The 13,240-nt window shown below is 52.4% G+C and carries 12 protein-coding genes and 1 pseudogene; 7 read left to right on the top strand and 6 right to left on the bottom strand.

All coding sequences use genetic code 11. The features are described 5' to 3' along the window. The first annotated feature begins 85 nt into the window (after nucleotides 1-85). Nucleotides 86-1,086, top strand: a pseudogene (locus GN241_16510) (substrate-binding domain-containing protein). 85 nt (nucleotides 1,087-1,171) lie between these two features. Here GN241_16510 and GN241_16505 read toward each other — a convergent pair. Then, nucleotides 1,172-2,062 carry a TIM barrel protein gene (locus GN241_16505; GenBank protein ID XAT58824.1) on the bottom strand — a complete coding sequence of 297 codons (891 nt, stop codon included), beginning with the start codon at nucleotides 2,060-2,062 and terminating at the stop codon, nucleotides 1,172-1,174. Nucleotides 2,063-2,323: 261 nt separating this feature from the next. Between GN241_16505 and iolC the strand changes: the two genes are divergently transcribed. Genes iolC through GN241_16490 form a run of 3 tightly spaced genes read left to right on the top strand, consistent with a single transcriptional unit; the run spans nucleotide 2,324 to nucleotide 4,991 of the window. Continuing rightward, on the top strand, nucleotides 2,324-3,304 hold the full coding sequence (gene iolC / locus GN241_16500) for a 5-dehydro-2-deoxygluconokinase (GenBank protein ID XAT58823.1): 981 nt from the start codon (nucleotides 2,324-2,326) through the stop codon (nucleotides 3,302-3,304). An 11-nt stretch (nucleotides 3,305-3,315) separates the two neighbouring features. Continuing rightward, complete coding sequence (locus GN241_16495) at nucleotides 3,316-4,158, top strand: 5-deoxyglucuronate isomerase (GenBank protein ID XAT58822.1); 843 nt, start codon at nucleotides 3,316-3,318, stop codon at nucleotides 4,156-4,158. Further along, nucleotides 4,155-4,991 carry a class II fructose-bisphosphate aldolase gene (locus GN241_16490; GenBank protein ID XAT58821.1) on the top strand — a complete coding sequence of 279 codons (837 nt, stop codon included), beginning with the start codon at nucleotides 4,155-4,157 and terminating at the stop codon, nucleotides 4,989-4,991. Before GN241_16495 ends, GN241_16490 begins: the two co-directional genes overlap by 4 nt. A gap of 384 nt (nucleotides 4,992-5,375) precedes the next feature. On the opposite strand, the gene GN241_16485 is transcribed toward GN241_16490, so the two are convergent. From GN241_16485 to GN241_16475, 3 genes are all read right to left on the bottom strand, one after another. Then, nucleotides 5,376-5,921 (bottom strand): ATP-dependent Clp protease proteolytic subunit, encoded by a 546-nt coding sequence (locus tag GN241_16485; protein ID XAT58820.1) that lies wholly within the window; start codon nucleotides 5,919-5,921, stop codon nucleotides 5,376-5,378. A 112-nt stretch (nucleotides 5,922-6,033) separates the two neighbouring features. Further along, the gene (locus GN241_16480; GenBank protein XAT58819.1) at nucleotides 6,034-6,444 is read right to left on the bottom strand and encodes a hypothetical protein; all 411 of its coding nucleotides are present in this window, start codon (nucleotides 6,442-6,444) and stop codon (nucleotides 6,034-6,036) included. 269 nt (nucleotides 6,445-6,713) lie between these two features. Further along, nucleotides 6,714-7,028, bottom strand: coding sequence for a Rieske 2Fe-2S domain-containing protein (locus GN241_16475; protein XAT58818.1), 315 nt, complete (start codon nucleotides 7,026-7,028; stop codon nucleotides 6,714-6,716). Between the two features lie 446 nt (nucleotides 7,029-7,474). On the opposite strand from GN241_16475, the gene GN241_16470 reads away from it, so the two are divergent. Both GN241_16470 and GN241_16465 read left to right on the top strand, forming a co-directional pair. Beyond that, the gene (locus tag GN241_16470; protein XAT58817.1) at nucleotides 7,475-8,383 is read left to right on the top strand and encodes an NAD-binding protein; all 909 of its coding nucleotides are present in this window, start codon (nucleotides 7,475-7,477) and stop codon (nucleotides 8,381-8,383) included. Then, entirely contained in the window at nucleotides 8,380-9,243 is an 864-nt protein-coding gene (locus GN241_16465; protein XAT58816.1) for a TIM barrel protein, read from the top strand. The genes GN241_16470 and GN241_16465 overlap by 4 nt, the downstream gene beginning before the upstream one ends. A 53-nt stretch (nucleotides 9,244-9,296) precedes the next feature. Here GN241_16465 and iolE read toward each other — a convergent pair whose 3' ends face one another. Continuing rightward, complete coding sequence (iolE, locus tag GN241_16460) at nucleotides 9,297-10,196, bottom strand: myo-inosose-2 dehydratase (GenBank protein XAT58815.1); 900 nt, start codon at nucleotides 10,194-10,196, stop codon at nucleotides 9,297-9,299. 4 nt (nucleotides 10,197-10,200) lie between these two features. Further along, nucleotides 10,201-12,048 (bottom strand): 3D-(3,5/4)-trihydroxycyclohexane-1,2-dione acylhydrolase (decyclizing), encoded by a 1,848-nt coding sequence (gene iolD / locus GN241_16455; GenBank protein XAT58814.1) that lies wholly within the window; start codon nucleotides 12,046-12,048, stop codon nucleotides 10,201-10,203. Between the two features lie 238 nt (nucleotides 12,049-12,286). On the opposite strand from iolD, the gene GN241_16450 reads away from it, so the two are divergent. Next, entirely contained in the window at nucleotides 12,287-13,237 is a 951-nt protein-coding gene (locus GN241_16450; GenBank protein ID XAT58813.1) for a 3-phosphoglycerate dehydrogenase, read from the top strand. Nucleotides 13,238-13,240: the final 3 nt, after the last annotated feature.

The following is a 13,240-nucleotide window of genomic DNA, read 5'->3' as shown; positions in this document are numbered from 1 at the left end:
GGTTGCAAAAAGTTAATTGTGCTTTCATATTCCAACTATCATCTTTGCCGCTTTTGGCAGGATTATCGATGAAAGCTAAAGCAATATGGCCATTACGCTTAACGATGTAGCACAACGCGCAGGTGTCTCACGCTCGGCCGTGTCACGCACGTTCACCGATGGTGCCTCTGTATCCAAGGTGATGCGGCAAAAGGTTGAGGATGCAGCGATCGAGCTTGGCTATACGCCGAATTTTCTGGCCAGAAGTTTAACCACCCGATCCACCAAATTGATCGGCCTCGTTTCTGATAATTTTCATAACCCCATATTTTTAGAGGTATTTGATCAATTTACCCGCGGCCTGCAAGATCGCGGTTTGCGCCCTTTATTGGTTAATTTGTCAGAAACCTATCAGGCCTCGTCTTCGCTTCGTATGCTGCAGCAATATTCGGTGGATGGCGTTATTGTCGCCTCGTCAACCTTGCCACCAGAAGTCTCGGAAGCCTTCCGTAGCGCAGGGATCCCAGTGGTGAACAGCTTTGGACGGTTTTCACTGACGCCCAAAGTCGACGTGGTTGGCATTGATGATGAGGCTTGCGGACAAATTGCCGCAGAAACCTTGCTGGCGCGCGGTTACAAGCGGCTGGCTTTTCTTGGGGGCCACAAGCGGCCACATCGACGCAATCGCGGTTGCGCGGTTTTTTAGCGGAGCTGCAGCGCGCGGGAGGTCCAGCGCCCGATATTACCTTTGCAGAGGCGTATTCTTTTGAAGCAGGGCGGGCAGAGATGCAGCGGTTATTGCGAGAAACCACTCCCGCCGAGGTTTATTTTTGTGGTGATGACGTGCTGTCTATTGGCGCGTTAAGCGCCATCCGCGATCACGGGTTAAGAGTGCCCGAAGATATTGGATTGATCGGCGTGAACGATATGCAGATGTCAGGTTGGCAAAATATCAACCTCACCACTATTGCGCAGCCCTTTGCCGAGATCATTCAAACATCCATCGATGTTATCGTCGACATGCTGCAAGCACCCAAGCAGCCGCCGCAAGCGCGGCGTTTGCCCTGTCGCCTGGTGGAGCGAGGCACGCTGCGGGCGCTGCCCTAAGGGGCGTTTCGCAGATTGGGTGTGGGCCGCTGACCTTACTAAAAACTGCTTTTCTGCAGGCTTTAAGCGCAGCGCTTCGCGGGGGTTAAAATCCGATTGATTTTAAAAAGTTACGATTGGCGATCGCATCTGCAATAGGGCTGACATCCAAGGTGGGGTCGCAATCCTGTTCGACTGTACACCACCCCTCAAACTTGGCGTCGTCTAAAATGCGCTTAACCTCTGAGAACTGCACGTCGCCCTGCCCGAGATTACAAAAAATACCTTGGCCGCAGGCTTCATAAAAGCCGGTGCGTTTTGCAATCACATCTGCTTTGACCGCGGGGTCAATATCTTTGAAATGCATGTATGAGATCCGATCAATATGCCGGCGCATAAACGCGATTGGATCGAAACCCGCATAAGAGTGATGGCCCGTGTCAAAACAAATTTTTAGAATGCTCTCATCGATCTCGCTGAGAAGCCTTTCCAATTCAGGCTCAAAATCGATAAACCCGCCCGCATGCGCATGCATGCCCACGGTTAATCCATACTCTTCCGCGCCTATTTTCGCGCAGGTCTCAATGCGGTCGCGATACAGGCTCCATTCTTGCTTTTCCATCTGCTCTGCTTCATCGGCGCGCCCAGCGGTTGGCGCCCGGCGCGGTGAAATCGAATCGATCAACACCAAATGTTTGGCGCCATGGGCGCTTAGGGCCTTGCAGGTGCGCAGCGTCCCGTCGAGCGTTTCCTCCCAGGCATTGGCATCGTGAAAAGGGCGAAAGACCACGCCGCCAATCAAGATCAGATCATGCGCTTGCAGGGCTGGCCCCAAAATATCTGGGTTTTCTGGCATAAAGCCCACCGGGCCCAACTCGATCCCGCCATATCCCGCATCTGCGCAATCTTTCAATACGCTGCGCCAATCGGGATTTCTTGGATCATTTGCGAATTCGACACCCCAGGAACAGGGTGCATTGCCAATTTGAATGCTCATGGTCGTTGGCCTTTCTGGAATTGCAGGTTTTGTCGGCGGCGCAGAAAATCGTTTTGCAACCGGTTGCAGATTCAGTATCTATTGTTACGAAACGGAGCAAGTGAGAAATATACCCCCAGCGTAAACAGAGTTTGATCTCATAAATATTGGTATTAGGCCACGCCTGAAGATGCGCGTTATAGGCGTTGCTTTGCGCGGCGTTGCTATCGGCGAAGCGCGTGGGCGAAAAATGCCGTTTGAGAAAAGTTGAAAGGGCCATGAATGGCAGATTTAAATCGGATAAAAACAAATAATTTTGTGATCATCGGCCGCGCAGGTATGGATTTTTACGCCGATCCTCCTGGGGCCAAAACAGAAGAAGCGGTACAGTTTGTTTCTGCGCTGGGCGGATCATCTGCCAATATCGGGGTGGCGATTAACAAACATGGTGGACGCTCTGCCTTGGTCACCAGCGTGTCTGATGATGCGATCGGGCGCTATTGCTTGAATCAGCTTGACCATTATGGGATTGATCGGCGTCACGTAAAAACGGTTGGCGGCGAGGCGCGCAATTCGCTGGCGGTGATCGAAACCCGCATTGAAGACCATCAATCGGTGATTTATCGCAATGGAGCTGCAGATTTTGAAATGAACATCGCCGATGTTGAAGCGGTGGACTATGCGGCTTATAGCGCGTTGATTACCACCGGCACAGTATTCGCCGCAGAGCCTTCGCGCAGCGCCGCCTTTCGGGGCTTTGAGCTGGCGCAGGCGGCTGGCTTGCCGCTGATTTTTGATGTTGATTACCGCCCCTACAGCTGGCCATCCGCTGCGGTGGCCTCTGAAACCTATTCGCGCGCCGCAGCGCTGTGCGATGTGGTGATCGGCAATGATGTCGAATTTGGCTTTATGGCGGGTGATTATGAAAAGGGTTTGGATAAAGCCCGCAGTCTGGCCCGCGAAGGGGCGCAGATCGTGATTTATAAAATGGGTGAAAAAGGCGCAATTACGATCACGCCTGAGCTTGAATTTCGAACCGGGATTTATCCGGTTGATGCGCTAAAACCCACTGGTGCGGGCGATTCCTTTATGGGAGGTTTTATCGCGTCGCTTGCCGCTGGCTATAGTTTGAAAGACGCGGTGTTGCGCGGCTCGGCCTGCGCCTCGATCGTGGTGTCAAAAGTCGGCTGCGCCCCGGCGATGCCCAGCACCGAACAATTGGAAGAGTTTTTGCAGACCCATCCGGGCCCCGTTGAAATATAAAGGATTTCTCAATGCATTTCCCCCCTTATGACAATAAAAACCAGCCGATTGTGGATGTTGAAGACAGCCGCGTTCCGCTGAATTATTTTAACATTGTGAAGCTTAAAAAAGGCGAGGCGTTCAGCTATCAAGTGCCCGGCTATGAAACTTGTATCGCGCCGGCTACGGGCAGCGTTGATGTGGATGTTGAAGGGCAAGCCTATGCCGCTTTGGGTAATCGCGGCGTCGATGTTTGGGATGGAGAACCCGAGGGGCTTTACGTGCCGTCGGGCGCGAAGGCCACGTTTGTCTGCGTCTCAGATCAGAGCGAAGTGTTCATCGCGGGCGCAAAATATGATCAGGTGCTTGACCCGTTTGAGGTGCGTGCCGCGGATATTGATCTGGTTCAATACGGGTCGGATGATACGAAAACGCATCGCAAAATCAAACATATTTTGGGCCAGAAACAGCATGATAAAGTGGGGCGTTTGCTGGTCAGCGAATTGTTTACAGTGGGGCAGGGCGGCTGGTCTGGATTTCCCTCGCACAAGCATGACACCAACCGCTTGCCAGAAGAAACCCGTCATGACGAAACTTATAACTTCCGCTTTCGGCCCAATCACGGCTCGGGGCTGCAAATGTTGCAGCGCGAAGATAACAAACCGGGCGATGCCTATCATATTGTAGATGGATCGACGATTTGTATTGATAATGGCTATCACCCTTGCGCTGTTTTGCCGGGTTATGAAATGTATTACTTTACCATTCTGGGTGGACTGACGCAGCGCCCCTTGGTGCAATATTTCCAACCCACGCACGCCTATCAAGTGGAAACAATCCCTGGCATCAAAGACATGGTTGCTAAGTTCAAATGACCTTGGCAACGCTGAAAGAGGTATTACAACCTGCGCTGTCAGGTGGCTATGCAGTTGCAGGTTTGGTGACCTTGGGATGGGAGGATATGCGCGCCTATGTGGCGGCCGCCGAAGCCGAAAACCTGCCGGTGATTTTGCAGGCTGGCCCCTCTTGCCGGGCGCATACGCCGCTGCCGATTTTGGGGAAAATGTTCCGTCATTTGGCCGAAACGGCTGCGGTGCCCGTGGTGGCGCATCTTGATCATGGCTATACGTTTGAGGAATGCCAAGAGGCGCTGGACAGCGGTTTTACCTCGCTGATGTTTGACGGCTCGCGCAAGCCTTTGGCGCAGAATATCGATGAAACTGCTTCCATTGCGGCGTTGGCGCATGCGGCAGGGATTTCTTGTGAAGGCGAGATCGGATTTGTGGGCTATTCGGGCGGAGAGAATTCTGCCGGTACCGATCCGGATGAAGCGGCGAAATTCGCCCGTGAAACGGGGGTGGATGCCATGGCGATTTCGGTTGGAAATGTTCATCTTCAGCAAGACAAAGAAGGCGGTTTGGATGAGCGACGCATCCGAGCGATTGAGGCTCTGACGGATTGCCCTTTGGTGATTCATGGCGGCTCGGGGGTGCCAATGGCGCAGCGCATGGCATTGGCGCAGGGCTCTCAGATTTGCAAATTTAATATCGGCACCGAATTGAGGATGGCGTTTGGATCTGCGCTGCGCGCCGCCGTTGCGGCAGATCCAGCGCGTTTTGACCGAGTGGCGATTTTAAAAGATACGCATGATCCGCTTGTCGCGGCGGCGCGGCAGGTGTTGCGCGGGTTCAAACCCGCCAGTCCTTAAAAGCTGAAAACCCTTCCCATTCTGTAGGCGCCGCGCCTTTTATACCGCAGCGGCGCCCTCTGTGTTGGATAATCGCCCGGGGCCCAAGAGAGGGTGAAAAATAAGGTCGAGCTTGGGCGCATAACAATCAAGTGGTTTATGGATTACGCAGGATCAAATCGATTTTTTTGTGATGGCTCATGCTGGCGCAGGCTGGGGATCATGAGCCGTGGCTTAAGCGCTGCTTGAACATGTTATTCGCAGGGCGCATCTTAGCCGTTATCTGAAATTACGTGTATCTTGTGTACGCAATGTTTTATGCTCCTCGTTGTGGAGCTATCACGGATTTGTTCCGCTCCTTGTAGTTATCAGCGACTATCAAAACTTCCGTGTTAGGGTATTTTGCTACTGCAGCTCATCTGTCGTCTTAATCACTTGTCCCAAGAGACCGTAATCGAGTGCTTCTTGTGTAGTTAGCCAGAAATCTCGCTTCGTATCCTCTCTGATGCGTTCTGGCGTTTGCCCCGTTGCTTCCGCGAAAAGTAGCTCAAACCTCTCCCGCATGATTTCAATCTGCCGAGCTTGGATAGCAATATCCGTTGCAACACCACCAACTCCGCCACTGGGTTGATGAAGCAAAAATCTTGTATTTGGCAAACAGTATCGATCAGACCGGTCAGCCCCCACGAAAATCAAAGCACCTGCGCTTGCAACCCAACCACTACCGATAGTTCGCACTCTTGGTTTTATGTATTTTATGACGTCGTGCACCATATCCCCGGATTCGACGTGGCCTCCGGGAGAACTAATAAATACGTTGATTGGTTCGTCACCATCTTCCGCCAAAGCTAATAGTTGCGACACGGCATTCTTGGCAAGTTTGTCGTCTATTTGGCCGGTTATCAGAACATTCCTGCTTTTAAACAGTAGAGAGCCGATGTCTTTTGACAATTCTTCTTCTGGCTTTTTTTCTCTTCATTCATTTCATCTCATCCTCGTACTAAGCAACTCTGTTGCCGTGATGTTAGTTTGTAAATCCTACTAGTCATTCCGTTTCCCAATCTCATTCTTCCAGTAGTCCTTTCACATATTGCGACATCGCGCGAATTGTTGGGTTCTCAAAAATTGTTCGTAGGGTCAAGAATTTGCCGGTTTGTTTTTCGAACATGGCCACAGCTCTCACAACGGAAATCGAGTGACAACCCTTGTCGAACAGATTATCGTCAAGCTGCAAATTTTTGCAACCTAACACTGGCGAAAATATATCTTGTAGGATTTGCGCATCCTCGATCCTGTTTATGCTCCGGGTTGCACTTGCCAAGGATGGGGTGGTGCCCGGATTCGCTTCTTGTGTTTGCGCATCTCTGGTTAGGTTTTGGCTCAATGACACAGGTTTGCCTGGGGCTTGCAAAGCTGCATCCAACAACAAGGCGTAGTCATAGGTAAAACTAGAGGCCTGATCTTTGGTAAACATCCGAGAGGAGAACTCCCAAAGCACTCTTGCGTGCTGCTCCTGTCGGCTTGGTCCCGGCGGTATGACAATTACGTTTATATCGAACTTGGCTGTCTGGTTTTGTTCTTCTGTGAGCGCGCCTTGTGCCGCCCTGAAGTCGAGGGATGGCACCTGTGATTCGTGGAAGCTGAAGCAATGCTGGAATATTGGGTTGCGCGTGTCGGATTGCTTTACATTATGCGTTTGTTGCGCTGACTTACGCCGGGTCTTTTGGACCGGTTTTTGTGACGCTAGCCTATATCAATAAAAACATCGCCATTTTCTACTTTTACCGCATATGTTTTCAAATTCTGGCAGGCGGGGCTACGCTTTGCCTCGCCGGTGCGATAATCAAACTGGCCATTATGCATTGGACATTCAATGATATAGTCCATTACCAGACCGTTTTCTAAATGCACGGCTTCATGCGTGCACAGCCCGTCTGTACAGAAAAACTCATCCCTATGGCTGCGGTAAATCGCGTAGCTGCGATCGCCATTGTCAAAGCGGATCAGATCTTCGGTTTCTATATCATCGGTGGCGCAGGCGCGCAGCCATGTACTCATGCTGATTTTCCTTCGGTGCTCTTATCTTCATTCTGTTTCAAATTTGCCCTTCAGGGGCGGCGTTGCGCGCGCCCGGCGGCTGCCCTTTTCGGCAGCATTCGTGACTATAATATGTTTGGATTTATTGTTTTTTCAACAGCGTCGGGATCGTTTTGAGAGAGGCTTTTCGCGACCACTGTTCGGTTGGGGCAGTGTGCAAGCGCAACCTGTTAAGTATTTTAGCTATCTCACCGTGCCCAAAAAAAATCTTGCAATAATTTTGGAAGCGATTTTAATCTTGGCAGGTTGCCGCGCAAAATGCCGCTGCCATCTCTTATGGGCGTGGGGTGTCTACTGGACCCGCCCGGTGTTCGTTGAACACTAGAAACTCCTGAATAGGCTGCGCCGTGATTGGCCGCATAAGATAATTATCGATCCGGCTATGCCGGTGTTAAGGGAGAATGAAAATGAAAAAAGTTGGAATTGTTGGCATTGGGGATATGGGCAGTGGCTTGGCCAAAAACCTCATTAAAAACGGATTTTCAGTGATTGGTCTGGACTTGTTAGAGCATCGCAAAGTTGCCTTTGAAGCTATGGGCGGGCAATTGGCAAAGGATTTTGCAGAAATTGGTCGGGCCAGTGATGCGGTGTTTGTCATGGTGATGAATGGCACCCAAGCCAAAGAGATTATTCTGGGTGAAAATGGTTTGGTGGCCTCGATGGAAAAAGGTGGCACGATCCTGCTTACGGCGACGATCAAGCCAACTGAGGCCCGCGAAATTGGCGCTGCAATGGCCGGGTCGGGTATTGATTTGATCGACAGCCCCGTCTCGGGAGGGTTTCCAGGCGCGCAAGGGGGAAGCCTGACGTTAATGGCAGCCGCACCCGCCAATATTCTGGCAAAAAACCGACGCGTGATGGAGGCTGTTTCCAAAACCATTCATCACGTGGGAAGTGACGTTGGCATGGGGCAAACCGTAAAAGCCTGTTTGCAATCGCTAATTGGTTCGATCTTTTCGGGTACGTTTGAAGCCGCTGCATTGGCGGCAAAAGCGGGTGTCAGCGGAGATGTTTTGTTTAATGTTGTATCCTCTTCTGGCGCAGGTTGCGGCATCACAAACACGGCGCTTGAAAACATCATCGATCGGAAATTTGAAGGCACTGGCAGCCATATAAACACCATGCATAAGGATTTAACGATCTCTTTAAATATGGCCGAAGAACTTGAGGTGCCGCTCCATACAGCCTCAACCGCGATGCAAATTTTTCATGCGGGTAAATCGAAATATCCGAATGGAGATAATTGGGCCTGCACGCAGGTGATTGAAGAGATCATTGGGGCCGAGTTGCACCGCAATTTAGGAGGTAAATCATGAAATTGGGCGTTATTTGCGATGGTATCAGCCGAGATTTGACCCATGCGATAGATGTGATGGATGAGTTTGATCTCACATATGCGGAATTGCAATTTGTCGGCGATAAAGAAGTTGGCGATCATAGCGCGGCCGAAATTGCCGAAATAGACCAGCTGTTGCGGGGGCGTGGCAAACCGGTTTCTTGTTTATCGCGGCATATTTTTGCCGGCACCACATCGGCCAATCGGCCTGGCGATGCGCTGCATCAAAAGCATATGGATGCGCTAAAGCGGGTGATTGACATGGCGCATATTCTTGGGGCGCCCTTGGTGCGGATTATGACCCAGAAGAAAGAACAAATTCTCTGGGGGCGCAATGGCGCTGAAAAATGGAACGTGGCGCATGGCGCCTGGGACACGATGGCCCCGATGATCGCGCCGGCGGTTGACTTGGCCAAAGCGGAAGGTGTGACGCTGGTGGTTGAAACGGGCAATGGCACAATGGTGAATTCAAATTATACAGCCCGAAAGCTGATCGACGAGCTGGATGCAAAAGATACGCTGAAAGTTTTGTGGGATCCTGGCAATAATTGTTGGTGCCATGAGCAGGCCTTCCCCGATGGCTATGAAGCGGTAAAGGGCGGCTATCTCGGTCATGTGCATATCAAAGATGTTCTGGTTGACACGCCGCGTGCAACGCTTGAAGTGCGCAAGATGGGCACGGGGCAACTGGGCCCGATGTTTCAGCCAATGGCGGATGCGATGCGCGCAGATCATTATGATGGGGTGATCTCATTCGAAAGCGTTTTTCATCCCGGCAATGGCGATTTTGAGGATGGGTTTCGCCAATGCATCGGGCTGTTCAAAGAGATTTTTGGATAGGGTTTTAAGCCGGATATAAGGGCCGCCAGCGCGGCGGCCCTCTATGGCTTTGGCTAAGCCTCTATCGAATAGTCTGCGTTTTTCATCACGCGCAGCAGTTCTTGATGGCCCGTTTGGGCCATTTTAAGGGGCGGATTTTTGATCGGGTCTTGCTCGGCTTCCACGACAAACCAGCCCTCATAGCCATGGGCGGCAAGGCGTTGAACGATGGCGTCAAAATCCAAGCTGCCATCGCCAGGCACGGTAAAGGCGCCTTTGATCACCGCGTCCAAAAAGCTGTGCCGGCTGCGATCCAGCCCGGCGATCACATCCCCGCGCACATCTTTGGTATGCACATGGTTGATGCGCGCATGGTGCGTGTCGATCACCCGCAAAACATCTCCGCCGGCAAAGGCCATATGCCCGGCGTCAAAAAGCAGGGGCAAGGCGGCGCCGGAATGGGCCATCAGAAGATCCAATTCGGCCTCGGTTTCGATCGGAGCCGCCATATGATGGTGATAGCTCAATGGCATGCCCTGCGCGGCGCACCATTCGGCGAACGCGGTCATTTTGCGCCCATATTCTTTGATCTGCGTCTCATCCAGCTTCAGTTTGCTGGCAAGCGGTGCAGATTGATCGCCTTGGATTGTACCCGCGGTTTCGCCATAAACAATACAGGGTGCCCCCATGGCTTTGAACAGCTCAAGTTGCGGGGCAATCCGGTCTTTCTCGGCTTCGATCTCGCCGCTCAGCAATAGCCCCGAGAACCAGCCCCCGCAGACCGAGATCCCGTAGCGCTCAAGAATGGGGCCCAAAACCGCAGGGTCCATTGGAAAACGCCGCCCGGTTTCCATGCCGCTATAGCCGGCTTCGCTGGCTTGGCGCAGGCATTCTTCCAGCGAAACATCATCGCTGAGCTCTTCCAGATCATCATTCCACCAAGCAATAGGGGCGATGCCAAGCTTTGCTTTCATTTACTTATACTCCGATACGTTGTTTGGCGCGGATCGCATCATGATCTTTGCGCGCTTCATTAACGCTGTCACGGGTGGAGATTTCGGGCACGCCGACATCCCAAGACGCATCCCCCGGGGTCCATTCATAAGCATCAGAGGGAATGGTCAAAACGGTGGTTTTGTCATTGGCTTGGGCCCATTTCATCGCTTCATCCAATTCACCCAGCGTTTCCACGCGGCGCCCATAAGCGCCCATGGCTTCGGCATGTTTGGCAAAATCAACCGAAAATGGCGCTTTCACGCGGCTGTCTTTGATCAGATTATTAAAGGAGGCTCCGCCTTTGTAATTTTGCAGGCGGTTGATGATCGCATACCCGCCATTATCGGGTACAATCACGATAATTTTATGCCCGCTCAGCACGGTGGAATAAATATCCGAATTCATCATCATATAGGTGCCATCACCGATAATCACGATAGGGGTGCGGTTTTCATCGGCCATTGCGGCGCCCCAACCCGCGGGGATTTCATAGCCCATGCACGAAAACCCAAATTCGGTGTCTACCGTATTGGGGGCTTTGACACGCCAGCATTTATTCACTTCACCCGGAGGGCCGCCAGCCGCGGTGATCACCAGATCTTCTGTTTTGGCATTGTCTTGCACCACTTTAATCACCTGCGCGTAGGAGGGTATATGCGCATTGCTGGGTTTTTGCAGTTCATCAATCAAGCTGTCCCATTTGGCCATTTCATCGCGGCCTTTCTCCATCCAAGTGCCAGGGGCTGACCAGTCGCCCAAAGCCGCATCCATTTCGCGCAGGCTTTCGCGGGCATCCCCGACCACCGAGATGGCGCGGTGTTTGGTGGCATCAAAGCGCGCTGCATTGATCGAAATGAATTGGGCATCGGCTTTAAAGCTGGTCCAAGACCCAGTGGTGAAATCTTGCAAACGGGTGCCTATCGCCACAATCACATCTGCCTCGGCGGCCATGGCATTGGCGGATGCTGATCCGGTTACGCCGATGCCCCCGACATAGGCGGGGTGCGCGTGCAGCACGGCACCTTTGCCGGCAATGGTTTCGCAAAGCGGAATGCTGCGGGCTTGCGCAAAATCACCCAACATCTCTTCAGCCAATGAATAGCGCACCCCGCCGCCCGAAATAATCAAAGGCTTTTTGGCGGCTTTGAGGGCTGCGATCGCCTTATCCAATTGCTGTAAATCGGGGCGCGCGCGCGGAATGTGATGCAGCGTGGGTTCAAAAAACGCGGCTGGATAGTCAAAAGCGATTTCCTGCGTGTCTTGGCACAGGCCGATAAAGGCCGGCCCGCAATCGGCTGGATCGAGCATTGCGGCAATCGCTTGTGGGAAGGATGAGATGATCTGCTCGGGATGCGTGATGCGATCCCAATAGCGGGTGACGGCTTTGAAGCTTTCATTCACGGTCAGGGTTGGATTGTTGAAATGCTCAACTTGTTGCAGCACCGGATCTGGGCGGCGGTTTGAGAATGTATCACCCGAAAGCAGCAGCACCGGTAGGCGGTTGGAATGGGCCACGCCGGCCGCAGTGACCATATTGGTGGCTCCGGGCCCCACAGAGGAGGTGGCGATCATCAATTGCCGCCGCCGTTTAGCCTTGGCATAGCCAATCGCAGCAAGCGCCATCGATTGCTCGTTTTGTCCGCGCCACGTTGGCAATTGATCCTGCACCGCCTCTAAAGCTTCGGCCAAACAGGTCACATTGCCATGCCCGAAAATTCCGAACACGCCGGCAAAGAGTGGCACGCGCTCGCCCTCAATCTCGGTGAATTGATTGCACAGATAGCGAATAACAGCCTGCGCCATCGTCAATCTGATTGTGTTTGCGGCCATGTTTTCTCTCCCAAAATGGTCTAAGTAACGCTATTTTACAGCGGGCCCAAAACAAGATGCCTGCAGAAAATAGCGCGGTTCTGAATTGTAACTTGCGCTCTTTCGTTCCCATAGATACTAATTTTGCAACCGGTTGCAAAGCTTATTTCAAAGTGGGCCTTCCCCGCCTTTTTAAGAGACGCGCGCCATTCATTTCGGCCTGCATATGCAGTGATTGAAACAACAAAGAAAGACGGCGATGACGAAACATATTTTGGTTGCGGGAAAATTACATCCGTCTGCGCTGCGCGTGCTGAACAGCGCCAAAGGCGTTTCGTTCGATTATGTTCCTGATGCGGATCCCACCGCTTACTTGCCTTTGCTGCCAAAGGCGCAGGGATTGGTGCTGCGCACGCAAACTTTAAATGCGGCTCATATCGCAACCGCGCCTGATTTGCAGATCGTTTCCCGCCATGGTGTTGGCTATGATGCGGTTGATGTGCCGGCGTTAACCCAGCGCGGTATTCCTTTGGCGATTGTGGGAGATGTAAATTCGCGCACCGTTGCCGAACATGCGATGCTGCTGCTTTTGGCCGCCTCGCGCTGTTTGGTAAAATCGGTCACGGGGTTTCGCGCTGGCGATTGGGCGCAGCGTAATATGTTTGAACCGCGGGAGCTTTACGGCAAAACGCTTTTAATCGTTGGCTATGGGCGCATTGGGCGGCATTTGGCGCAAATGGCCAAGGCTTTTGGCGTACATGTTCTGGCCTATGACCCTTATCTAGGCGCAGATCACTTTGCCGGTGCCGAACATGTGGCCGATATTTCGACGGGTTTGAAACGCGCCGATTTGGTGTCGCTGCATATTCCAAAAGCGGATGGCCCAATATTGGGCGCAGCTGAATTGGCATTGTTGCCGGCGCATGGCGTGGTGGTTAACACGGCGCGCGGTGGTTTGATTGATGAGCCGGCCTTGGCGCAAGCTTTGAAAGAAGGTCGCTTGGGGGCTGCCGGTTTGGATGTGCTCGAGGTTGAGCCCCCCTCTTATGATCATCCTTTATTTGGCCTCGACAATGCGATTATCACGCCGCATGCGGCTGGTCTTACCGAAGAATGTGCCGAGCGGATGGGCATGGTTTCGGTGCAGAATGTTTTGGATTATTTCGCTGAAACGTTAAATCCGGATCTTGTGGTCAATGGTCCCTTTTAGGAG

This window comes from Rhodobacteraceae bacterium IMCC1335 (genome assembly GCA_039640495.1).
Taxonomy (GTDB): Bacteria; Pseudomonadota; Alphaproteobacteria; order Rhodobacterales; family Rhodobacteraceae; genus Thalassovivens.
The sequence above is the reverse complement of the archived record's forward strand: the minus strand, read 5'-3'. Positions and strand labels throughout refer to the sequence as shown.

Coding starts and splice junctions, on each gene's coding strand:
- GN241_16505 (XAT58824.1), bottom strand. CDS start 2,062: ATGAGCATTCAAATTGGCAATGCACCCTGTTCCTGGGGTGTCGAATTC.
- iolC (XAT58823.1), top strand. CDS start 2,324: ATGGCAGATTTAAATCGGATAAAAACAAATAATTTTGTGATCATCGGC.
- GN241_16495 (XAT58822.1), top strand. CDS start 3,316: ATGCATTTCCCCCCTTATGACAATAAAAACCAGCCGATTGTGGATGTT.
- GN241_16490 (XAT58821.1), top strand. CDS start 4,155: ATGACCTTGGCAACGCTGAAAGAGGTATTACAACCTGCGCTGTCAGGT.
- GN241_16480 (XAT58819.1), bottom strand. CDS start 6,444: ATGTTTACCAAAGATCAGGCCTCTAGTTTTACCTATGACTACGCCTTG.
- GN241_16475 (XAT58818.1), bottom strand. CDS start 7,028: ATGAGTACATGGCTGCGCGCCTGCGCCACCGATGATATAGAAACCGAA.
- GN241_16470 (XAT58817.1), top strand. CDS start 7,475: ATGAAAAAAGTTGGAATTGTTGGCATTGGGGATATGGGCAGTGGCTTG.
- GN241_16465 (XAT58816.1), top strand. CDS start 8,380: ATGAAATTGGGCGTTATTTGCGATGGTATCAGCCGAGATTTGACCCAT.
- iolE (XAT58815.1), bottom strand. CDS start 10,196: ATGAAAGCAAAGCTTGGCATCGCCCCTATTGCTTGGTGGAATGATGAT.
- iolD (XAT58814.1), bottom strand. CDS start 12,048: ATGGCCGCAAACACAATCAGATTGACGATGGCGCAGGCTGTTATTCGC.
- GN241_16450 (XAT58813.1), top strand. CDS start 12,287: ATGACGAAACATATTTTGGTTGCGGGAAAATTACATCCGTCTGCGCTG.